Source organism: Shewanella sp. SR1 (assembly GCF_020447145.1).
GTDB lineage: Bacteria > Pseudomonadota > Gammaproteobacteria > Enterobacterales > Shewanellaceae > Shewanella > Shewanella baltica.
The window spans coordinates 406,116-426,962 of record NZ_JAJAEF010000001.1 but is presented as its reverse complement, the minus strand read 5'-3'; the positions used below and the strand labels follow the sequence as shown (position 1 = coordinate 426,962).

General features: G+C 44.6%; 22 protein-coding genes and 2 pseudogenes. 21 read left to right on the top strand and 3 right to left on the bottom strand.

Going from position 1 to position 20,847, the window contains the following annotated elements:
- Nucleotides 1-112: 112 nt before the first annotated feature.
- The 7 genes and pseudogenes from KV201_RS01905 to KV201_RS01875 all read left to right on the top strand — a co-directional run.
- Nucleotides 113-805 (top strand): annotated as a pseudogene (locus KV201_RS01905) (sigma 54-interacting transcriptional regulator); the annotation flags it as partial.
- A gap of 28 nt (nucleotides 806-833) precedes the next feature.
- Nucleotides 834-1,172, top strand: a complete 339-nt coding sequence (fliE, locus tag KV201_RS01900) for a flagellar hook-basal body complex protein FliE (protein WP_006083407.1) — start codon at nucleotides 834-836, stop codon at nucleotides 1,170-1,172.
- Between the two features lie 12 nt (nucleotides 1,173-1,184).
- Nucleotides 1,185-2,861: a flagellar basal-body MS-ring/collar protein FliF gene (gene fliF, locus KV201_RS01895; protein WP_226058360.1), complete on the top strand. Its 1,677-nt coding sequence runs from the start codon at nucleotides 1,185-1,187 to the stop codon at nucleotides 2,859-2,861.
- A gap of 16 nt (nucleotides 2,862-2,877) precedes the next feature.
- Nucleotides 2,878-3,864 (top strand): flagellar motor switch protein FliG, encoded by a 987-nt coding sequence (locus KV201_RS01890; RefSeq protein ID WP_011848037.1) that lies wholly within the window; start codon nucleotides 2,878-2,880, stop codon nucleotides 3,862-3,864.
- A complete protein-coding gene (fliH, locus tag KV201_RS01885) occupies nucleotides 3,864-4,574 on the top strand; it encodes a flagellar assembly protein FliH (protein ID WP_226058359.1) in 711 nt (236 codons plus the stop codon). Before KV201_RS01890 ends, fliH begins: the two co-directional genes overlap by 1 nt.
- Nucleotides 4,552-5,901, top strand: a complete 1,350-nt coding sequence (locus KV201_RS01880; protein ID WP_011848035.1) for a FliI/YscN family ATPase — start codon at nucleotides 4,552-4,554, stop codon at nucleotides 5,899-5,901. Before fliH ends, KV201_RS01880 begins: the two co-directional genes overlap by 23 nt.
- Nucleotides 5,879-6,301, top strand: a complete 423-nt coding sequence (locus tag KV201_RS01875; RefSeq protein WP_226058358.1) for a hypothetical protein — start codon at nucleotides 5,879-5,881, stop codon at nucleotides 6,299-6,301. The genes KV201_RS01880 and KV201_RS01875 overlap by 23 nt, the downstream gene beginning before the upstream one ends.
- 108 nt (nucleotides 6,302-6,409) lie before the next feature.
- Here KV201_RS01875 and KV201_RS01870 read toward each other — a convergent pair whose 3' ends face one another.
- From KV201_RS01870 to flgA, 3 genes are all read right to left on the bottom strand, one after another.
- Complete coding sequence (locus KV201_RS01870) at nucleotides 6,410-6,865, bottom strand: flagellar protein FlgN (protein WP_006083401.1); 456 nt, start codon at nucleotides 6,863-6,865, stop codon at nucleotides 6,410-6,412.
- A complete protein-coding gene (flgM, locus tag KV201_RS01865) occupies nucleotides 6,858-7,139 on the bottom strand; it encodes a flagellar biosynthesis anti-sigma factor FlgM (protein ID WP_006083400.1) in 282 nt (93 codons plus the stop codon). Before flgM ends, KV201_RS01870 begins: the two co-directional genes overlap by 8 nt.
- A 99-nt stretch (nucleotides 7,140-7,238) precedes the next feature.
- The gene (flgA, locus tag KV201_RS01860) at nucleotides 7,239-7,976 is read right to left on the bottom strand and encodes a flagellar basal body P-ring formation chaperone FlgA (RefSeq protein WP_226058357.1); all 738 of its coding nucleotides are present in this window, start codon (nucleotides 7,974-7,976) and stop codon (nucleotides 7,239-7,241) included.
- A 96-nt stretch (nucleotides 7,977-8,072) separates the two neighbouring features.
- Between flgA and flgB the strand changes: the two genes are divergently transcribed.
- The 14 genes and pseudogenes from flgB to fliD all read left to right on the top strand — a co-directional run bounded on the left by flgB (nucleotide 8,073) and on the right by fliD (nucleotide 20,838).
- Nucleotides 8,073-8,423: a flagellar basal body rod protein FlgB gene (flgB, locus tag KV201_RS01855; protein ID WP_006083398.1), complete on the top strand. Its 351-nt coding sequence runs from the start codon at nucleotides 8,073-8,075 to the stop codon at nucleotides 8,421-8,423.
- Between the two features lie 8 nt (nucleotides 8,424-8,431).
- Entirely contained in the window at nucleotides 8,432-8,848 is a 417-nt protein-coding gene (gene flgC, locus KV201_RS01850) for a flagellar basal body rod protein FlgC (protein WP_226058356.1), read from the top strand.
- A gap of 2 nt (nucleotides 8,849-8,850) precedes the next feature.
- Nucleotides 8,851-9,513: a flagellar hook assembly protein FlgD gene (locus tag KV201_RS01845; RefSeq protein ID WP_011848030.1), complete on the top strand. Its 663-nt coding sequence runs from the start codon at nucleotides 8,851-8,853 to the stop codon at nucleotides 9,511-9,513.
- A 22-nt stretch (nucleotides 9,514-9,535) separates the two neighbouring features.
- The gene (locus tag KV201_RS01840) at nucleotides 9,536-11,032 is read left to right on the top strand and encodes a flagellar hook-basal body complex protein (protein ID WP_226058355.1); all 1,497 of its coding nucleotides are present in this window, start codon (nucleotides 9,536-9,538) and stop codon (nucleotides 11,030-11,032) included.
- 14 nt (nucleotides 11,033-11,046) lie between these two features.
- Complete coding sequence (locus tag KV201_RS01835; RefSeq protein ID WP_226058354.1) at nucleotides 11,047-11,781, top strand: flagellar basal body rod protein FlgF; 735 nt, start codon at nucleotides 11,047-11,049, stop codon at nucleotides 11,779-11,781.
- A gap of 11 nt (nucleotides 11,782-11,792) precedes the next feature.
- On the top strand, nucleotides 11,793-12,578 hold the full coding sequence (gene flgG / locus KV201_RS01830; protein WP_006083393.1) for a flagellar basal-body rod protein FlgG: 786 nt from the start codon (nucleotides 11,793-11,795) through the stop codon (nucleotides 12,576-12,578).
- A gap of 10 nt (nucleotides 12,579-12,588) precedes the next feature.
- Nucleotides 12,589-13,251, top strand: coding sequence for a flagellar basal body L-ring protein FlgH (gene flgH / locus KV201_RS01825; RefSeq protein WP_006083392.1), 663 nt, complete (start codon nucleotides 12,589-12,591; stop codon nucleotides 13,249-13,251).
- A gap of 14 nt (nucleotides 13,252-13,265) precedes the next feature.
- The gene (locus KV201_RS01820) at nucleotides 13,266-14,378 is read left to right on the top strand and encodes a flagellar basal body P-ring protein FlgI (protein WP_113940820.1); all 1,113 of its coding nucleotides are present in this window, start codon (nucleotides 13,266-13,268) and stop codon (nucleotides 14,376-14,378) included.
- A complete protein-coding gene (locus KV201_RS01815; RefSeq protein ID WP_226058353.1) occupies nucleotides 14,378-14,785 on the top strand; it encodes a rod-binding protein in 408 nt (135 codons plus the stop codon). The genes KV201_RS01820 and KV201_RS01815 overlap by 1 nt, the downstream gene beginning before the upstream one ends.
- Nucleotides 14,782-16,154: pseudogene (gene flgK, locus KV201_RS01805) on the top strand (flagellar hook-associated protein FlgK). The gene KV201_RS01815 and the pseudogene flgK overlap by 4 nt, the downstream one beginning before the upstream one ends.
- 11 nt (nucleotides 16,155-16,165) lie before the next feature.
- On the top strand, nucleotides 16,166-17,083 hold the full coding sequence (flgL, locus tag KV201_RS01800) for a flagellar hook-associated protein FlgL (RefSeq protein WP_226058350.1): 918 nt from the start codon (nucleotides 16,166-16,168) through the stop codon (nucleotides 17,081-17,083).
- A gap of 12 nt (nucleotides 17,084-17,095) precedes the next feature.
- Nucleotides 17,096-18,109, top strand: coding sequence for a hypothetical protein (locus KV201_RS01795; protein WP_226058349.1), 1,014 nt, complete (start codon nucleotides 17,096-17,098; stop codon nucleotides 18,107-18,109).
- 252 nt (nucleotides 18,110-18,361) lie between these two features.
- Nucleotides 18,362-19,165, top strand: a complete 804-nt coding sequence (locus tag KV201_RS01790) for a flagellin (protein ID WP_226058348.1) — start codon at nucleotides 18,362-18,364, stop codon at nucleotides 19,163-19,165.
- 320 nt (nucleotides 19,166-19,485) lie between these two features.
- The gene (fliD, locus tag KV201_RS01785; RefSeq protein ID WP_226058347.1) at nucleotides 19,486-20,838 is read left to right on the top strand and encodes a flagellar filament capping protein FliD; all 1,353 of its coding nucleotides are present in this window, start codon (nucleotides 19,486-19,488) and stop codon (nucleotides 20,836-20,838) included.
- Nucleotides 20,839-20,847 lie beyond the last annotated feature (9 nt).

Genomic DNA, 20,847 nt, shown 5'->3' with positions numbered 1-20,847 from the left:
GCGGGCGAGTGCTTCTGAGAGTTGCATAAAAAAATCCGATGACATGAGGTCATCGGATTTTGATCTTTTCAGCGAGATCGTCAAGCGATCTGTCTTAACTGATCGGCATTAGGCAAATGGCGGCACTTTATTACTCGATGAAATTGGTGAAATGCCCTTGCCGTTGCAGGCAAAGTTACTTCGGGTGTTACAGGAGCGTGAAGTCGAAAGACTCGGCGGGCAGCATGTTATACCACTGGATATCAGAATCATTGCCTCTACCAATCGCGACTTAAGACAGGCCGTTGAGTTTGGGCATTTTAGGGAGGATCTGTTCTACCGTTTAGATGTTTTGCCTTTAAAAATCGCGCCTTTAAGAGAACGTAAGGCTGACATCCTCCCTTTAGCTGAGCATTTCTTAGGTTTATATTGTCAGTCCGATAACGCAAGTCGTTGCTATTTCAGTGAGCACGCAAGGCAAGTGCTTGTGACCTATGATTGGCCGGGAAATGTTAGAGAGCTAGAAAATTGTATTCAGCGGGCATTAGTGATGCGCAGAGGTCAGGCAATTCAAGTTGCTGAACTCGGATTAAACATTCAAGAAGAAACGCTCGAGTTAGAGCCTTTGGGCGCGACAGAAGGGCTTAAAGCTTCAAAACAACAGGCAGAATTTCAATATATTATTGATGTACTTAAACGTTTTAATGGACAACGCACGTTAAGTGCGCAGGCACTAGGGATGACGACTAGAGCCTTAAGATATCGCCTCGTGCAAATGCGAGAAGCAGGGATTGATATTGAAACGTTATTAGATCAAGCAGCGTGAGCAATCAAAAAAGTAATAGGAATGGAATATGTCTAATGGAGCGATTGGTAGCTCAAATATGTTGATGGAAACCTTAAATATTCATCGTGAAGTGGCTAAAGGTGCTATCAACATCACTTCAAATCCAGCCGACAATGGTATGGCTTATGGTTCATTCACTGAGCTAATTAAGAGTAAAGTTTCTGCCGTTAACCAAGATCAGAATCAATCCTCTATGGCGATGGCTGCTGTCGATAGTGGTAAGAGTGATGACCTCGTCGGTGCCATGGTTGCTTCGCAAAAGGCCAGTTTGTCCTTTGCGACTATGCTCCAAATTCGTAATCGTCTTGTGCAAGCATTTGACGATGTAATGAAGATGCCTATTTAAGGAATTGTGTGAATGTCTACCACTTTTGTTCAATCAGGTCAGGATATTACCGGGACTGAATCTTCGTCAGGATTCATTGCTGGCATGACCCAAAAATGGCATCGTTTTAACCGTGGTGATCGTCAGGTCATCGCATTAGCTTTACTCGCTGTGGTTGTAGCTAGTGTCATAGTGCTGATGTTATGGACGGCAACGGCCGGTTACCGACCTTTATATGGTAGCCAAGAAAATGTTGATACTTCTCAGGTTTTAAATGTTTTAGATGCAGAAGGCATTGATTATCGCCTCGATGCGAATTCTGGTGCTGTACTCGTTGCAGAAGAGCAAGTGGGTAATGCTCGTATGATCTTGGCTGCCAAAGGCGTTAAAGCTAAGGTGCCTTCTGGCATGGAGGCTCTTGATAATACCGCCCTCGGTACGAGCCAATTTATGGAGCAAGCCAAATATCGCAATAGCTTAGAAGGTGAATTGGCTCGAACCATAATGTCGTTAAAGTTAGTTCGTGCTGCAAGAGTTCATTTGGCGATACCTAAACAAACTCTGTTTATCCGTCAGGAGCCTGAACTGCCTACCGCTTCTGTGATGCTGCAGTTAGATCCCAATACTCGACTCTCTGAGTCACAGGTTGAGGCGATTGTTAATTTAGTCGCAGGGAGTGTCACTGGACTCACGGCAAGTAATATCAAGGTTGTCGATCAAGATGGCCGATATTTAAGTGAGAACATTTCAGGTAATCAAGATCTTAGCCAGTCTAGGAATAAGCAATTACAGTACACCCGTGAACTTGAAAATAGCCTAGTGGCCAATGCCTCTTCTATGCTCGAGCCTGTGCTTGGGCAAGAAAACTTCCAAGTACGGGTAACGGCAAAAGTAAACTTTAACCAAGTTGAAGAAACCAAGGAGTCACTCGATCCGCAAAATGTCGTGACTCAAGAACGTACCAGTGTCGATGATTCAAGTAATAGTATTGCTGCGGGTATTCCAGGAGCACTAAGTAATAAGCCACCCCAGGCAGGCAAAGCAGCAACGGATGACAAAACCCGTAATTTGAAACAGGAAGAAAGTCGTCAATATGACGTGGGTCGCTCTGTACGTCATGTCCGTTATCAACAAATGCAGCTCGAAAATCTCTCTGTCTCAGTGCTTATTAATAGTGCGACAAGCCAAGGAGCATTCAATGATGAGGCTCAACTGGTTAAGTTTGGCAATATGGTCAAGGATGCTATCGGTTTCTCGGCGGCGAGAGGTGATAGTTTTACCATTAATGCCTTTGAGTTTACCCCAACTGTTACAGCGGAATTTACGCCGTCACCTTGGTGGCAATCAGAAAATTACCAAGCTTATTTACGCTACATCATTGGCGGCATTCTCGGTTTCGGACTGATTTTGTTTGTATTAAGACCGCTGGTTAAGCACTTGACTCGTACAGCGCAAATGACTGCTCCTAGGATTGAGCCCGTTGCATTAAGTGCAGCTCCTGTTGGCGCGTTAGATGGACCTGTTGCCGATGCTGCATCAAATCAGCCACATCAATTACCGAGTGCCGAGTGGCTAGGTAGTCAAGGTTTACCCGAACCTGGCTCACCTTTGACCGTTAAAATGGAGCATTTGGCCTTGCTCGCAAATAAAGAACCCGCGCGTGTTGCAGAAGTGATAGCTCATTGGATAGGCGATAAAGACGGTGAATAATTCAATCGAAATCAAGATGGACAATTATGCCCAAGCGGCCATGTTATTGCTGAGTATGGGAGAAGAAGGTGCTGCCATGGTGATGGCGCATTTGGATCGTAACGATGTGCAACACTTAAGCCATAAAATGGCGCGGTTATCCAGTATTACCCAGCAAGAAGCCGAAGCAGTATTAAGTCGATTCTTTCAACGTTACAAAGAACAGTCGGGTATCGCCAGAGCATCACGGTCCTACTTACAAAAGACTCTCGATATCGCGTTGGGAGACAGGGTCTCTAAAAGTCTCATCGATAGCATTTATGGCGATGAGATTAAAGTGCTCGTTAAGCGCCTCGAATGGGTTGACCCTCAATTACTTGCCCGTGAAATTACTCATGAGCATTGTCAGTTACAAGCGGTATTGTTGGGATTATTACCACCGGAAAGTGCCGCTAAAATTCTGAAAATGTTGCCCAGTGATAGCCAAGATGAGGTGCTCGTTCGTATCGCGCAACTTGGCGAATTAGACCGCAACGTTGTTGAAGAACTGCGGGAGCTGGTTGAGCGCTGCATGTTGATGGCAATGGAGAAAAGTCACACGCAAGTGGCGGGTGTCAAACAGGTGGCAGATATACTCAATCGCTTCGAAGGCGATAGAGAGCAGCTGATGGAAATGATTAAACTCCATGATAAGCAGATGGCGATTGATGTAACCGATAATATGTTTGATTTCATTATTCTTGGGCGACAAAAGCAAGAAACATTGCAGACCCTCTTAGGGCAAGTTCCTTCCGAAACCTTGTCTTTGGCATTGAAAGGGATTGATTTTGAGCTAAAAGATTCCTTACTCAATGCGCTACCTAAACGTATGTCGTCAGCTATTGAAACGCAAATTGAAGCGTTAGGTGGTGTGCCTGTAAGCCGAGCCAGTGGTGCGCGTAAAGAAATCATGGAACTGGCAAAGCAATTAATGCAAGAAGGCGAAATTGAATTGCAGTTATTTGAAGAACAGGTTGTTGTCTAATGGAAAACAAGCATTCTCGTTGGCGTCTAAATACCAATCTCGCACGTCGTTATCGTTTTCCTGCGTTGCACGACGCGATTGAATCGAACTCAGATGCGGGCGGTGATTTTCAAAGTTATCAACAAGCATTTGACGAGGGTTATGACGAAGGTGTCATCCAAGGTAAGAGTGCGGGTTATGAGGCTGGTCTTGAAGAGGGCCGCATTGCTGGGCATGCTGCTGGTTTTCATCAAGGCAAGTTAGACGGGCAGTCAGCGGGCAGATCATCCATCGATGAGCAGCTCAACAGTTTGCTTGTGCCACTTGGTGCCTTGAGAGAGTTACTTGAAGACGGCCATGCAAAGCAGGTTCGTGAGCAGCAGAATTTGATCTTGGATTTAGTGCGTCGAGTGTCACAACAAGTGATCCGCTGCGAATTAACACTGCAGCCGCAACAAATTCTTAAGCTGGTTGAAGAAACCTTGAGTGCGTTGCCCGATGATCAAGCGGATGTCAAAATCCACTTAGAGCCAAGTGCGGTTGTGAAATTAAAAGAGCTCTCGGAAGATAAAATCCGTGGCTGGAACCTCATTGCAGATAGCAGTATTTCTGCGGGCAGTTGTCGTATTGTAAGTGATAAATCCGATGCAGATGCTTCAGTCGAAACGCGACTCGATGCCTGCATGAAGCAGGTTGAAACCAAGTTGAATGAGGCTGAGATTGGAGTCTGATGTATTTCATGACGATTGGCCTCAGGTTCCAGTTGCAAGGGTTTATGGACGTCTCATTCGAGTCAATGGTTTGTTGCTTGAGGCCGTTGGCTGTCAGCTTGGCATGGGTGACCGTTGTCAGATTGAAGGGCGAAATGGGCGTTTAATTGAGGCAGAAGTTGTTGGTTTTCACCGTGACGTATTGTGCCTTATGCCGATTGAGCCTACACAGGGCTTGATGCCAGGCGCCAGAGTGCTACCTATTACGGATGAACAAACGATTGCTATCGGTGATGGATTGCTTGGTAGGGTGCTTGATGGGCTTGGACAGCCACTAGACTCACTTGGCGACCTCACTGACATTTCACAAGTTCCGCAATCCCATACGAGTTACAACCCTTTGCTGCGCCAGCCTATCCGTCAGCCGCTTGATGTGGGGATCCGTGCCATCAATAGTCTGTTGCCCATTGGCAGAGGTCAGCGACTTGGACTCTTTGCGGGCTCGGGTGTGGGTAAGAGTGTGCTATTAGGCATGATGACCCGCTTTACTGAGGCCGATGTCGTGGTGGTTGGCCTGATTGGTGAGCGTGGTCGTGAAGTTAGAGAGTTTATTGAAGAAACACTCGGTGAAGAAGGGCGTAAACGCGCCGTGATTATCGCAGCTCCTGCGGATACAACACCGCTGATGCGATTACGTGCTATGCGGTTATCCCACTCCATTGCCTGTGCTTTTAGAGATCAAGGTAAGCAAGTGTTGCTATTAGTCGACTCATTGACTCGTTATGCTCAGGCACAGCGTGAAATCGCCCTGAGTCTAGGTGAGCCTCCTGCAACCAAAGGCTATCCGCCATCGGCATTTGCACAGTTACCTAGACTGGTTGAAATGGCAGGTAATGGTGAGCACCCTACGGGAACGCTAACCGCGTTTTATACCGTACTGGCCGAGGGTGATGATCAACAGGACCCTGTTGCTGACGCAGCTAGAGCCATTTTAGATGGCCATATAGTGTTAAGTCGTAAATTGGCCGAGCAAGGACATTTTCCAGCGATTGATATTAATGCGTCAGTGAGTCGCTTAGCCATGCACATAGCGACTTCTAGCAGCATTGAACAGAGTCAGATCTTTAGACATCTTTTGAGCCGTTACAATGAGGTCAGAGACTTATTACCATTAGGTGGTTACCAAGCTGGCCAAGATCCTGAAATGGATCTTGCTGTGCGAGTGTATCCGGAGATGGCGCGATTTTTACGCCAGACCACGCATAGTAAAGTCAATCTGGCTGAGAGCTTAGCGCAATTAGAGCAGTTGATGGGAGTGATGGGATATGAGCCAGCGTCATCTCTCTAAGTTATGTATCCAAGCTGAAAAGAAATTAGCACAACTGGGGCAAAAGCGAGATGATTCCATTCTAAAAGTTCAGTTAAATCAAAAACAAAATCAAGCCTTAGCAAACATGATATTGACTTATCGTGGCGCGAAAGAGGGCTCGAATGTCCTGCTCTGGCAAAATTCGGCAAGTATGGCGCAAGTGTTAGAGCCTATGCGCGTGAAGTTAGCTCAAAAGGAGGTTTTTCTACAGCAGGAACAGCTTCGTATTGAGCGGCTATGGCGTAATCAGTTAGGGCGCCAGCAAGGTTTGAAGTGGCTTGAGAAACAAACAAATATACAAGAAAAAGAGCGAGTTGCGCGCAGTGAGCAGGCTATTGTTGATGATATGGCTGGTTTCTATTACAAGCATAAACGTTAATAAGCGCTGATCCTTAACTGCAGAGAGTCACCCTAGTAAATCATGCAGCGATCTACATATCACGCTGGCAACTCTCATCAATTCAGTTTACTTATCGATTCAGTTTACTTATCGATTGGCACCGTAATCAATTTCTTGGTGCTGGCCATCCTGATTTAGGATGCGGTTAATCGTTTCTTGCTGTATTACCAGCAATCTGCCATTGGTTTCATTCGCCGTTTGGCTATCTTTAACTAACAGCTGCAAGTTGTCCCATGACATTTTAATTTGCGGTCTTAGGTGATCGGGCAACGCCGTGATTAAGCGTCTCATGCCACTGTTGTCACTATTAAAACCCAGCGTTGCGAGATTTTCGCTGCGCTGCTTGGCTCTCAAGGCTAGCTTGTTACAAAGCGCGGTTTGTCGCTCGTTATGGGCTAGAAGCGCATCATTATCTCTGCGTTGCATTAATTCACGTTGGTGCTTAAGCATTGATTTTAATTGACTATATCCCTCAAGATCTTGACGAATATCGCGAATTAAACTTTGAACAAGTTCGCGCTTGTTTACTTGACTATTATCCATGTTGTATCAATATCTTATCTGCAATTTTATCTAAGCTCAGCTCAAAGCTTCCATTACTCAAAGCCTGGCGAATAGCGGCGACTTTATCCGTATCTACGTCAGAGATGGTATGTAACTCTTTCTGGGTTTGTTCTAATAATTGCCAGTCGTTACTAATATCTTGCCGTGTTGAAGCCGGAAGATTGTCAGCTCCAACCTGCTTTTTTGGCGCATGAGCGCTCTTACTTGTGCTGAACTCAGTGCTCAAAGCACTGCTAATTTTATTAATTTCCATAGATGTTCATCGTCATAAATGGCCTGATACTAGATATAGGCGACCTGAATGGTATTTTTCTAAAATGAAATTTCGATTTATCTTAATCAAGCCTAAATTTTAGAAGCGAGTTTCAACTCTGCCCTTTGCTATGGGGTAAGCAGTAATGATTCTTCCTGAACTACTATTGCGCACTCTGATGGCATCCCCTTGTTTACCAGCATCCATAGCAATGCCAGTCATATGCGCATAAAAGGTGCTGCTGGCGGCTTCGATAATCACTTCATCTCCTATGCTAACAAGTTCAGGCGCATTCAAGTTGCTTGCTCTTATTGGTTTGTTTTTTCTTATTTTTCTGGCTACTGCCTGACCTAAAATATGTTTGTCATCAGTAATAATATCTTGGTCTGATGCCGTTAAGGGCAGCATTTTCCATTGAAGATTTTCTGATGTAACAATTTCATCTCTTACAAGGGTTTTATTGGCCACAGGGATGTAAGCGCTGAGGGCAACCTTAGCCCGGACATACAGTGACCAGCCTTCAGAGATGCAGCTTATTTTTCGTTGGATCCGACCGAATGGGAGTCCTTTTGCGGCCTCAATTTGGAGCGCCGTACTGCAGGTTTTTAATTTCGCCGTGCTAGAGGGAATGTGCAGTGAGATTTTCTTGCTGATTTTTTTGATTTCTTGCGATTGTTGCCACTTAGCGATCTCAGCGGCCACAGAGTTTGTCATTTGCTGAGATATTTGCTCAGTCGCCGTGATCTTCCCCTTTGCGTGCACATTGAGCGGAAGTAACTCTAGGCTCAGTAAGATTGTGAGGGAAAAGAACTTTCCGTATATCAATAGCGATTTCATTTAACCAACTGTTTTATATTGAAAATTATATTGGCATGCTAATTGTAAGCTTCTCGGCCATCTATATTAATTAGGCATACAGTACTAGGAGTTGAGATGGCTATCAACCTTGATAAAGCATTAGGAATACATCCTCAAACACTCGATTTTAGAGTGGAGAGAAGCAAGGTATTAGCGAGCAATTTAATCAACGCCGAAACTCCAGGGTACAAAGCGAGAGACTTGGATTTCAAAGCTGCTATGAAGCAAGTTGAAGCGGGTATGCAGATGAATCAACAGTACAACCTCGCTTATCGCATGCCTTACCAAAATTCTGCCGATGATAATACCGTTGAACTCGGTAAGGAACAGGCGAGATATTCACAGAATGCGATGGATTATCAAACGAGTTTGACATTTTTAAACATGAAAATAGCAGGTTTAAAGTCTGCCATTGAAGGTCGTTAGGAGCCTATATGTCATTTGGTGATATTTATCAAATTGCTGGTGCAGGCATGAATGCCCAAACCATACGTTTGAATACGGTTGCGAGTAACCTTGCTAACGCAGGTACAGCAGCTGAAACCCCTGAGTCGGCATATCGAGCCTTAAAGCCTGTATTTGCGACTATTTATGATTCTACTCAACAAGGCGCAATCGGTGCCTCGATTGAGGTGAGCGATATAGTACAGGCGGATGCGCCATTAGATATGCGCTATGAGCCTAATCATCCCTTTGCCAATGAACAAGGTTATGTTGCCTACTCCAACGTGAACACGATTGAAGAAATGGCCGACATGATGGCGGCAAGTCGTTCATTTGAAACCAGTGTTGAAATCATGAATCGTGCGCGCTCTATGCAGCAAGGTTTATTGCAGCTAGGGAATAAATAGCAATGGAATTGGCCCGCTCTGGTAACAACTCAGTTCAGAATCCTGCAGGTGCATTAGCTGCACCTGGGAATGATGCTGCATCATTAAAAAATGAATTCATGACCTTAATGATCGCGCAAATCAAGAACCAAGATCCCACCAAACCGCTTAACAGTGCTGAGTATATCTCTCAATTAGCGCAGTTTTCGCAGGTCGAAAGCTTAGAGGGTATGCGGAAGAATCAGTCAAACCAAATGGTCATGATGGAAAATTTGGGCATAGTGCAGTCGGCATCTTTAATTGGTAAGAATGCCATGGTGCCGGCGTCTGAGTTTCAACTCGATGGTGAAGCGGTTGAAGGCAAAGTGTATTTAGAAAATGCCGCTGAAGGCTTAGATCTTGAAATTATCGATGCGCAAGGTCAAGTCGTTAGCACCATTCAACTCGGTGCTCAGGATGTTGGTGACGTTCGCTTCTCTATCGATCCTGCTGAGTTGGGATTGTCTGCTGGCCAATATGAAATCAAAGCTAAGGCGACACTAGGTGAAAATAGTTTAGTCGCGCCAACGTATATTAAGGCACCGATTGAGAGAGTCCATTTCTCTAGTGCATCCGGCATGATGATGGCTGAAATGGGCCATGGTGTCGGTGTCGTTTCTGTGCTCAATATTTCTGAAGTTTCGTAAATTATTTTTATAGGATATTAAGATGTCATTTAACATAGCTTTAAGTGGTTTACAGGCGACAACCCAAGACCTCAATACCATCAGTAACAATATTGCTAACGCCTCTACGAGTGGTTTTCGTGGTGGCCGTAGTGAATTCGCATCTATTTATAATGGTGGTCAGGCGGGTGGCGTTGGCGTGATGTCAACGAGCCAAAACTTCTCTAAAGGTGGCAGCTTAACTTATACCGGTCGCCAACTTGATATGGGGATCCAAGGCGAAGGCTTTTTTGTTCTCAAGGGAAACGACGGCGGTGCTATGTATGCCAGAGCCGGGATGTTCCATAAGGATAGCGAAGGATTTATTACCGATCCTGTGGGGAGCCGTTTACAGGGGTATTCTGTCAATGCGACAGGAAGATTGCAAACCGGTAATGTAGGCGATTTACAGGTACAAACCGCATCTTTGGCGGCGAAAGCCACGACTGAAGTGCGTATGGTTTCAAATCTTGATGCACGAGTTGATGTTATTTTACCTGTGCCATTCGATCCTGCAAATAATGATAGTTATCAAGCAATTGAAACCGCCACCGTTAACGACTCTTTGGGTAATGCGCATGTGGTGAATCAGTATTATGTAAAAACAGCGCAGAATGAAGTGACAGTTCATTACACTCTTGATGGGACTCTTCTGCCTGACCAAACAACATTAAAATTTGATTCAAATGGCGTTTTAGACCCGACGACGACAAAACAGACTTTAAACCTTACATTTAATAATGGAGCGACACCGCTTAGCCATGATATCAATTTTGATAACAGCACTCATTATGCCGCTAAGTACAATGCTTTTAATCCTAAAAATATTGATAGTTATCACTCTATTGGTACCACCAGTGTTTACGACTCTCTGGGAACTGAGCACGTCGTTACGCAATATTATGTGAAAACAGCACCGAATGAGTGGACGGTTAATTACACTCTCGATGGGACTCTGCTGCCAGACCAAACAACATTAAAATTCGATTCAAAAGGGATTTTAGATCCAACCACGACAAAAGATACCTTCGACCTTACATTGAATAATGGAGCATCACCGCTCAAATTTGATATCAACTTCGATAAAAGTACTCAATATGCTGCCAAATACAACAACTCCAGCTTATCTCAAGACGGTTACACCTCGGGTGAATTAAAAGGTGTGCGTCTAGATGACAATGGCATGTTGTATGGCACTTATACCAACGGCCAAGATCAATTACAGGGGCAGGTTGTCCTCGCAAACTTCAGTAATCCTAACGGTTTGTCAGCCGTGAGTAACAATGCTTGGGTTGCTACAAATACCGCAGGGCAAGCAATTATTGGCTCACCCTCGACAGGCACCATGGGTACGGTAACGGGTGGGTATTTAGAAGGCTCGAATGTGGATACCACTGCTGAAATGGTTAACCTCATGTCGGCACAGCGTAACTATCAGTCCAACGCCAAAGTTCTCGATGTGAACTCGACTATGCAGCAAGCATTACTTAATGCCATTTAAGAAGAGGCACTGACATGGAGAAGATGCTTTATACCGCTGCCAGTGGTGCAGTTCGTATCCTTGAGGCGCAAAGTATTCGCGCGAATAACTTGGCTAATGCTGAAACCGCAGGGTTTAAAGCCGATCTTGAGCGCGTGAATGCCGTGCCTTTAGCTGCCCAAGGCAATAGTTTGAATACAAGAGTCATGGCACAGACTGAAAGCAGTGGTTTTAGCCAGCAAAGTGGGGTGATCAATCCTACCGGCCGTTCATTGGATTTAGCGATCCGCGATCGTGGCTTGTTCAGTGTGGCTGTTGACGGTGCAGAGGCTTATACCCGTTCAGGTGCAATCGAGACCAATGCCGAGGGGCAACTGACTATTGATGGTCGGCCAGTATTAGGCATTGATGGCCCAATAGCGTTACCTGAGTATAAAGATGTGTTTGTGGGCGAAGACGGTACAGTCAGTGTCTTACCTGCAGAAGGTGGGATCATTGAGGAAGTGGGCCGATTAAAGCTAGTGAATCCAGACTTTGCCTTAATGCAAAAAGGGCAAGATGGGTTGCTCTATCGTCGTGATGGCCAAGCAGTGCCACAAGATGAAGGCGTATTAGTCGATAGTGGCTTCCTTGAGTCGAGTAACGTGCAGGCCGTGTCAGAGCTGATTGCATCTATGGATTTGAGTCGTCAATTTGAGATTCAAGTTAAGTTAATGAAAAGTGCAGAAAAGCTGGCCGAGGCTGGTAATCGTCTGCTGGGTAATGTTTAAGGATTAGTGGTATGCAATCAGCGTTATGGGTAAGTAAAACCGGCCTAACAGCACAAGATACGAAAATGACCGCAATTGCCAACAACTTGGCAAACGTGAATACCACAGGTTTTAAGCGCGACCGTGTCGCGTTTAATGATCTGTTCTATCAGGTCCAACGTCAGCCAGGCGGTCAGGTTGATGCACTCAATAATTTGCCATCGGGCTTACAGTTAGGTGCAGGTACAAGAGTTGTTGGTACTCAAAAAATATTCACTACTGGGGATATGCAAAATACCAGTCAGCAATTGGATTTAGCGATTGAAGGTCATGGTTTTTTCCAAGTAGAAGAGCCAAATGGCGATCTTGCGTATACCCGTGACGGTCAGTTTTATCGCAGTAGCGAAGGCATGATGGTCACTTCGCAAGGTTTACCTTTAGTGCCAAACATAGTGATCCCCGAAGATGCGCTAACCGTTACTATTGCCAACGATGGTGTAGTTACAGCGAAAATGGCGGGTGAAGCCGAACCTCAAGATTTAGGTCAAATCACGCTCGTTAACTTTACTAATCCAGCAGGGTTAGAAGCTCGCGGTGACAACCTTTACCGTGAAACGGCTGCATCGGGTGTGGCGGTTGAAGGTGTGGCGGGCGATCAAGCTTTAGGTGCTTTAAGACAGGGGGCGCTAGAGGGCGCAAACGTCAACGTGGTGGAAGAAATGGTAGAAATGATTTCCACGCAGAGAGCATATGAGATGAATGCCAAGGTTGTGTCAGCTTCTGACGATATGCTCAAGTTCCTCAATCAATCGGTTTAGAGAGGCAGTCATGCGTTGGTTATGGTTTTTATGTTTTGCACTGCTATCGGGTTGTATGTCGCATATTCCAGATAAGGAAACGAAACCTGGAACTAAAGAATGGGCACCGCCTGAGATTGACTACAGCCTGCCGGATGCAAAGGATGGCAGTCTTTATCGTCCCGGTTTCATGTTGACTCTTTTTAAGGATAAACGTGCTTTCCGTGAGGGCGATATTTTAACCGTCGCATTAGATGAAAAAACCTATTCGAGCAAGAAAGCGGATACCAAGACCAACAAAGAACAAGATATGGGAATGGGGCTGACGGGGAATATCGGTTCCCAAAGTGCCAATGCTGACGGTAAAACCTCTTTTTCGAGAGGGTTTAATGGTGCAGGGTCGAGTACGCAGCAAAATCAGCTATCAGGTTCAATCACTGTAACCGTCTCTAAGGTTTTACCTAATGGAACCTTGTTGATCCGCGGTGAAAAATGGCTGCGCTTGAATCAGGGCGATGAGTATTTGCGCTTACTTGGCATCATACGTACTGACGATATAGGTAATAACAATACGATATCGTCGCAACGTATTGCCGACGCCAGAATTATTTATGGTGGTCAAGGTGCCATTGCCGACAGTAATGCTATGGGATGGGCTTCTCGCTATTTCAATAGTCCATGGTTCCCGCTCTAGCAAAGGATATTTTGATGCTACGTTGTTTATTATTGTTACTTTTGGCTACTGGTACACTGCAAGCGGAAGAGCAAAGCCGCTACTTGATGGATATTGTCGATGTGCAAGGTCTGCGTGATAACCAACTCGTGGGTTATGGCTTAGTCGTCGGATTAAATGGAACGGGTGACCGCTCTCAAGTTAAATTTACCAGTCAATCTGTCGTCAATATGCTTAAACAGTTTGGTGTACAGATTGATGATAAAACCGATCCTAAGTTAAAGAACGTCGCCGCCGTTGCTGTGCATGCGACTATTACTTCTCTGGCGAGCCCAGGACAATCCTTAGATGTGACGGTTTCATCCCTTGGTGATGCAAAAAGTCTTCAGGGCGGAACCTTATTAATGACGCCTCTTAGGGCTGTCGATGGTGAGGTTTACGCGGTAGCGCAGGGCAACTTAGTGGTTGGCGGTATTTCTGCCGCCGGTCGTAATGGATCATCTGTGACTGTGAATGTGCCAACTGTTGGCACTATCCCCAATGGTGCCTTACTTGAGGCACCAATCAAAAGTAACTTTAGTGATAATGAAGACATCATATTAAACCTTAAGGATCCCAACTTTAAAACCGCCCGAAATATCGAACGGGCTGTTAACGAACTATTTGGCCCCGATGTTGCGCGTGCGCAAGATCATGCCAAGGTCCTGATACACGCGCCTAAGTCGAATCGAGAGCGTGTGACTTTTATGTCAATGCTTGAAGAACTCAAGATTGACCAAGGCCGACGTTCACCTAGAATCGTGTTTAATAGCCGTACGGGGACAGTGGTATTAGGGGGAGATGTTGTGGTTCGTAAAGCCGCTGTGAGCCATGGCAATCTGACAGTGACTATTGTTGAACGTGAAAACGTGAGCCAGCCTAATGGCGCTTATCTTGGTAATGCCGCAGGGGAAACCGTGGTGACTAATGATAGCCAAGTATTGGTCGAGCAAGGTAACAAACGTATGTTTGTTTGGCCCGAGGGCACAGCAATTGAAGAAATCGTGCGTGCCGTAAATAGCTTAGGTGCGACACCAATGGACTTGATGGCAATTCTAGAAGCTTTGGCGGAAGCGGGCTCTTTAGAAGCTGATTTGGTGGTGATTTAATGAAAGTTGAAAATACGGGCGGTTACTTAAATAAGCTGAATGCCGATGATTTGATTAAGGCGAATGGCGAGCAAGGTGCACTTAAATTAGTCAGTCAACAATTTGAGGCGCAGTTCCTGCAAACGGTACTTAAACAAATGCGCTCAGCCACTGACGCTATGGCCGATGAAGATAGTCCTTTAACCTCCAAAAGCAATAATGGAATTTATCAAGATTTACATGATGCGGAATTGGCGAGTCGTTTAAGCCAAGTTAATGGTATGGGTTTAGCTGAAGTGATGACTAAGCAGCTATCACGTTCATTTCAGTCCGAGAAAGATCCGGTCGCCTTTGATCCTCAACAGATGACAACAACAGCGATGCAGCCTGCACTTATTATGCGGCCCGTTGTGAAGGATTTTAAATGAGCATGTTGAACATTGGTAAGTCTGGCTTATTGGCAAGCATGGCGGCATTGAATGCAACTTCAAATAACGTTACTAATGCTATGGTTGCAGGCTATTCACGTCAGCAGGTGATGTTAAGTTCGGTTGGCGGCGGTGCTTATGGTTCCGGCGCAGGCGTTTTGTGGATGGTGTAAGGCGGATCTCTGATCAGTACGAAGTCGCGCAGTTATGGCAAACCACGAGTGCAGTTGGCTTTTCTAAAGTACAAAGCAGCTATTTGCGTCAGGCTGAACAAGTATTTGGTGCCGAAGGGAACAATGTTTCCAAGGGCCTAGATCAATTATTTGCCGCCCTAAATTCATCAATGGAACAGCCTAATCTCATCGCCTACCGACAAGGTGTACTTAATGAGGCTAAGGCCGTTGCCCAAAGAGTGAATGCAATCAACGACAATATTGATTCGCAACGTAATCAGATCAATGGGCAGCTTGGTTCATCCGTTAAAGAGATCAACTCACAACTTAATATTATCGCCAGTTTCAACCGTGACATTCAGGCGGCGAGTGTGACAGGAACGATTCCGCCTGCACTGCAAGATAGTCGAGATGCTGCGATTGATGACTTGGCGGCGATTTTAGATATTCGGGTTGTTGAAGATAGCCAAGGCATGGTCAATATCTCGCTGGCCCGAGGTGAGCCATTACTGACCGGAAATACGGCGGCTAAATTAGCGAGCAATCCTGATCCTGCCAATCCTAAAAATGATCTGGTGACTATCCAGTTTGGTTCCAGCCAGTTTAATGTTGATGAAACCGCTGGTGGCAGTTTAGGTGCCTTGCTTACTTACCGTGATGTTCAGCTCGCGGACTCGCAAGAGTACATAGATGAATTAGCGGTAATGTTAGCGACCGAGTTTAATTCTATTCTTGCTTCGGGCACTGACTTAAATGGTGCGACACCTTCACAGGATTTATTTACGTATCAAGCCAATAACCCAGGGGGAAGCTTATCTCTAACGGCTGGCTTTACGCCTGATAAACTTGCCTTTGGTAAAGATGGCACCCAAGGCGATAACACTAATTTAAAAGCCTTAGTGCAGCTAGCGAATAAAGAGCTGAGTTTTACGAGTCTTGGCAGTAATACAAGCTTAGCGGAATCCTTCTCTAGCAAGGTCGGCCAGTTAGGTTCAGCCTCTCGCCAAGCGATTTCATTTGCTAAAACCAGTGTTGATTTACAGAAAGATGCGCAGTCCCAATGGGCGAGTACCAGTGGTGTGAATCCCGACGAAGAAGGGATCAATTTGATCATCTATCAGCAGTCATATATGGCAAATGCGAAGGTGATTTCCACCGCAGATCAACTGTTTCAAACTATGCTCAGTAGCTTTTAAGGACTTTATTCATGCGTGTAACAATGCAAAATTTATACACTAACAATTTAAACAGTTTGCAGAACACGACGTATGATGTGGCACGTTTGAATCAAATGCTCTCTAAAGGTGTTTCAATACTATCGCCTTCAGATGATCCTATTGGTGTCGTTCGCGTGATGGATAATCAGCGCGATCTCGCGTTAGTGCAGCAATACGTTAAAAATATTGATTCCTTAAGTACCAGCATGAGCCGCGCTGAAACCTATTTATCTAGCATGGTTGAGACGCAGCAGCGGATGAAGGAAATCAGTATCGCCACTAATAGCTCGAATCTCTCGAAAGAGGATAGAGAATCCTATGCTTCTGAAATGGAAGAACTCTTAAAGGGGTTAGTGGATAATATTAACGCCACCGATGAGTCGGGTAATTACCTGTTTTCGGGTAACGCGATTGAGAAAGCTGCGGTAGTTAAGGATACTGCTGGGCGATACGTCTACCAAGGTGATGCTAGCGAGAGAACGGTGCAAACCTCTAACTCGTCATGGACTACGGCTAATGTCACCGCCGAAAAGGTTTTATTCTCCAATGCTGGCCAAGATATTTTAAATCAAGCAATGGACTATATTAACGTATTAAAGGACCCAAGCTTATCACCAAGCGATGCCGCTTTCAGTGCGGCTGCTAGCGGAATACAAACAGCGTTAAACGAAACCTTAGATAGCATAGGTGCGGCGATTACCGATTTTGGTGGCAAGCAAAATAATCTAGCTTTAGTCAAAAGCTCCCATGAAGAGATGGTGTTGTTTAGTAAGCAAGTGATAGGTGAAACGCAAGAGCTCGATTATGCCGCTGCCACTGCCGAGTTCAATGTTAAATTAACCGCATTAAAAATTACCCAGCAAACTTTTGTACAGATAAGCCAACTGTCCCTTTTCAATCATATGTAGGTAATGAGTTAAATGATCAAAGGGATAGGTGAGTCACTTAGTCAGTTACGTCAAAGTCAGACGGTAACGTCCCATTATGTTGCTCCGATATCAGGTGCACCCCGCAGTGCACCGAAAGCGAGGCCGATACCTAAGCATAGATTGGAAGCTTATGGACGTTGGGCCAAGGTGACTCAAGAGCAACATAATATTAGTGCATCGCAAGTGGTGTTACAGAGCTTGAACTCGGCGAAAAGTATCCTAGGTCAGCTAAACAAACAGTTGCAAACGTGCTTGTTCAGTAAAAGTTCGGTTGTTGAAGACGCATTACATAAAGCAGAAGAATGTCGTAGGCAATTAATCGAGATTAAGCCTCATTACCAAGGTAAACGCTTACTCGATCATCATTTGAATTTGATTTCAGCATCCCAGCCTGCGGCATTACATTTTTTTAAGTTCCGACGAGTTGATCTCACCTCACCTAAGAACCGCGATGAGCGGATTACGCTTTTTACTGAAAAGCAAACATTGCATTTGTTCTTGCCGGCGAATAAAAATCGCTTAGAGCTACAAGATATCATAGAGCCTGTTTTAGCTTCGATTGGGATGAGTATTGACCGCTTATCGACTAATGACACTGTGTTTACAGCACCGCATGAGACTTGGATGAGGCTCAGTGGTGGGATTTTAATGGTTGGCGAAGGTCAGAGATTGCCTGCGGGAGAGCCGAGAAATATACAACTAGAAGAGAAGTTTAGTTGGCAGGATCCCCGTGAATGGAATTTTTCCGAAGTTGAAAAGCTGAAAATGACCTTAGCAAAAGTGATAAAAGTTGAAAAAAAAGTCACAGTGCAAATTGATGACATCAAAGCATCACACCGCTTACTGCTCGTGAAGGCTAAGCAATTAACCGCCTCGAGTCAGCCTAAAATTGAATTACAGCATTTGCATAAATTTATGCAACCTCATCCTTTTGCCTATCAAGTGACTTCATTGATGGCGCAGGGAAATACTAACCGTGAGCAGGTTAGTGCACTGCTGTGCTAATTTTTAATGCGCACTGAGAGTGCGGATAATACAACGCGTGTTGCCAATGCAGGATTGTTGATGCCAGAGGACTTAGTTCACTGGCATTTTTGTATGTTTTTAACCCTATTAGGTGGTTGGCTGATTATTTTCAGTGGGGCAAAACAAATTTTTTAAATATTTTTTCAGTTATCAGCATTAACCGTCGCTTTAATTAATTATCCCTGTAATCAGGTCTAATCAAGTTGTTTATTATTTTCTGGGAGAATTAATATGTTAGGTGTTCACACAAATTACGCTTCAATCGTTGCACAGGGCGCTGTAAACAAAAGCAATAACCTACTGACTAACGCGATGGAGCGTTTATCAACGGGTTTACGTATCAATGGCGCATCAGATGACGCTGCAGGTCTACAAATTGCTAACCGCATGAGCGCTAACGTAAAAGGTATGGAAACGGCTTCACGTAATATTTCTGATGCGACCTCTATGCTGCAAACCGCTGATGGTGCATTAGAAGAGTTAACGACTATTGGCAATCGTCAAAAAGAATTAGCGACTCAAGCGGCTAACGGCGTTAACTCTACTAATGATTTAAAAGCGCTAAATGATGAATTTAAAGAGTTGAACTCAGAAATTGCCCGTATCCTCGAGAAAACAAGTTATGCCGGTAATGAGTTATTCACTTCGTTAGAAGGGGGTGTGCAGTTCCAAATTGGAGCGGGATCAGATGAAACATTAACTGTTACAACAAAAAAAATAGATGCTGCTGCGCTAAAAGCAGGTGATTTAACTACAGGTGCAACTGATGCCATAGATCTGGTTGATACTTTCATCGCCTCAGTCGGTACCGAGCGCTCAACCTTAGGTGCCAACATTAACCGTCTTGGCCATACTGCGGCTAACTTAGCTAGCGTAACTGAAAATACCAAAACCGCTGCTGGCCGTATTATGGATGCCGATTTTGCGGTTGAATCTGCCAACATGACGCGTAACCAACTGCTTGTTCAAGCAGGGACTACAGTACTGTCTTCTGCTAACCAAAATACCGGTTTAGTGATGGGTCTACTGCGTTAATCTAGTTCAATCTACGTTAGCCTTATTTCATTTGGCTTAACTAAGGTTGCAGATTTAGCGTTAATGCCAGTGAGCTAAGCTGACTGGCATTTTTATTTTAGCCACAGTTTAAGTATTGGTCGCTAAACCTGAGATTTAAACCTCTAGGGTCATGTTCTAGTGGGTAATCTTCGACAAAACTAGGTGGAAGATGGTTTTCCTATCCAAGTGTTTAAGCGGAAGTTTTTAGCTGTGTTTAGGCCGGTTAATTATTTAAATATCTTTAAAAACAGCAGCTTGTTTTTGGCATGCGTTTTGCTCTAGAACGAGTGGAGGTAGTCATGATTTCAGGTATGAGTGCAGCACAATTTGCTCAGCAACTGATTGGCGCAGACCGCGCAGGTAAAGATACACTTTACAAAGGTAAGCTAACAAACAGCAAAACGCAGTTAGATGCCTATACGTTGCTTGAAAATAATATGAAGAAAATGGCCACTAAGTTGAGTGAAATTGGTGGTGATGCGACTAAGGGAAAAATTGCCACCGTTTCTGGCGATAATGCGACTGCGACCGTCAAATCTGATGCACCTAAGGGTAATTATGATTTGAGCGTGCATAAGCTCGCACAAGCGCATCAGCTTACTAAAACCTATGCATCTGAAAATGAGCTGTTACCGGCGTCAGGCGTAATAAGCATTCAAGTTGGTAGTGATCCGACCAAACGTATGGATATTGACTTAGCAACCATTAATGGTGGTGCGGCTATTTCAGTTTCTCAATTACGCGATGTGATTAATAAGCAGGTGGGTAATCCTGGGGTGCAGGCGTCATTAGTGCGCACCGGTAATCAAATCGAATTTATGCTGTCTTCAAAGGAATCGGGTGTTGCGAATCAAGTGAAGGTAGAGTTTAACGGTGCCGATTGGGGCATGACAGAACGTCGTGCAGCACAAGATGCGGAACTCACATTAAACGGTATCGATATTACCAGCAGTAGTAACTATCTAGAGAATGTTGTTGATGGTGTCAGCCTTGAATTAGTTAAGGTGCATGCTGCGGGTGATAGCAGCATGATTAAAGTGGCAGATGATTTCGAAGCGAATAAGAAAACGGTTAAAGATTTTGTCGATTCATTTAATTCGTTAATGACACAAATTAACCAACTTACTCGTTCTATGGGAGTAAAAGCCTCTGATTCGAGTTCTTCGGATAAAGATAAAGATAAAGAAGACAAAACTACCGCTGTGAGTGAGGCGCAAATTGGTGTCTTGAAAGGCGATACGTCTCTTCGTTTATTACAGTCTCGGCTACGTGATTCAGTATTTACAACCGCTTCAAATGGGATGCGTTTGTCTGATATAGGAATTGAAATTGGCCGAGATGGAAAACTGAAAATTGATGATGCCAAGCTAACCGACAGTTTTAAAAGTGATCCCGAAAAAGTGCAAGCGATGTTTACGGGTGAAGGTAGCTACGTCAAGAATGTTGAGAAGACATTAAAGCCTTTTACGCAGTTCAATGGCTATATCGATCAAAAACAAGAAGCGTTAAATAAACAGATTAAAAGTGTGAATGACAGCATGGATCGTCATAACTATCAAATGAATCAAAAGTATCAGATTTATTTGACGCAATTTACGGCAATGGAAGCGACGATTAATCAATTTAGCGCTGCGAGTGGGCTATTTAGCTAGGAAATTATT

Bases quoted from the DNA above. Each gene is read 5' to 3' on its own strand.
- fliE (WP_006083407.1), top strand. From the start codon at position 834: ATGTCTAATGGAGCGATTGGTAGCTCAAATATGTTGATGGAAACCTTA.
- fliF (WP_226058360.1), top strand. From the start codon at position 1,185: ATGTCTACCACTTTTGTTCAATCAGGTCAGGATATTACCGGGACTGAA.
- KV201_RS01890 (WP_011848037.1), top strand. From the start codon at position 2,878: ATGGACAATTATGCCCAAGCGGCCATGTTATTGCTGAGTATGGGAGAA.
- fliH (WP_226058359.1), top strand. From the start codon at position 3,864: ATGGAAAACAAGCATTCTCGTTGGCGTCTAAATACCAATCTCGCACGT.
- KV201_RS01880 (WP_011848035.1), top strand. From the start codon at position 4,552: ATGAGGCTGAGATTGGAGTCTGATGTATTTCATGACGATTGGCCTCAG.
- KV201_RS01875 (WP_226058358.1), top strand. From the start codon at position 5,879: ATGAGCCAGCGTCATCTCTCTAAGTTATGTATCCAAGCTGAAAAGAAA.
- KV201_RS01870 (WP_006083401.1), bottom strand. From the start codon at position 6,865: ATGGATAATAGTCAAGTAAACAAGCGCGAACTTGTTCAAAGTTTAATT.
- flgM (WP_006083400.1), bottom strand. From the start codon at position 7,139: ATGGAAATTAATAAAATTAGCAGTGCTTTGAGCACTGAGTTCAGCACA.
- flgA (WP_226058357.1), bottom strand. From the start codon at position 7,976: ATGAAATCGCTATTGATATACGGAAAGTTCTTTTCCCTCACAATCTTA.
- flgB (WP_006083398.1), top strand. From the start codon at position 8,073: ATGGCTATCAACCTTGATAAAGCATTAGGAATACATCCTCAAACACTC.
- flgC (WP_226058356.1), top strand. From the start codon at position 8,432: ATGTCATTTGGTGATATTTATCAAATTGCTGGTGCAGGCATGAATGCC.
- KV201_RS01845 (WP_011848030.1), top strand. From the start codon at position 8,851: ATGGAATTGGCCCGCTCTGGTAACAACTCAGTTCAGAATCCTGCAGGT.
- KV201_RS01840 (WP_226058355.1), top strand. From the start codon at position 9,536: ATGTCATTTAACATAGCTTTAAGTGGTTTACAGGCGACAACCCAAGAC.
- KV201_RS01835 (WP_226058354.1), top strand. From the start codon at position 11,047: ATGGAGAAGATGCTTTATACCGCTGCCAGTGGTGCAGTTCGTATCCTT.
- flgG (WP_006083393.1), top strand. From the start codon at position 11,793: ATGCAATCAGCGTTATGGGTAAGTAAAACCGGCCTAACAGCACAAGAT.
- flgH (WP_006083392.1), top strand. From the start codon at position 12,589: ATGCGTTGGTTATGGTTTTTATGTTTTGCACTGCTATCGGGTTGTATG.
- KV201_RS01820 (WP_113940820.1), top strand. From the start codon at position 13,266: ATGCTACGTTGTTTATTATTGTTACTTTTGGCTACTGGTACACTGCAA.
- KV201_RS01815 (WP_226058353.1), top strand. From the start codon at position 14,378: ATGAAAGTTGAAAATACGGGCGGTTACTTAAATAAGCTGAATGCCGAT.
- flgL (WP_226058350.1), top strand. From the start codon at position 16,166: ATGCGTGTAACAATGCAAAATTTATACACTAACAATTTAAACAGTTTG.
- KV201_RS01795 (WP_226058349.1), top strand. From the start codon at position 17,096: ATGATCAAAGGGATAGGTGAGTCACTTAGTCAGTTACGTCAAAGTCAG.
- KV201_RS01790 (WP_226058348.1), top strand. From the start codon at position 18,362: ATGTTAGGTGTTCACACAAATTACGCTTCAATCGTTGCACAGGGCGCT.
- fliD (WP_226058347.1), top strand. From the start codon at position 19,486: ATGATTTCAGGTATGAGTGCAGCACAATTTGCTCAGCAACTGATTGGC.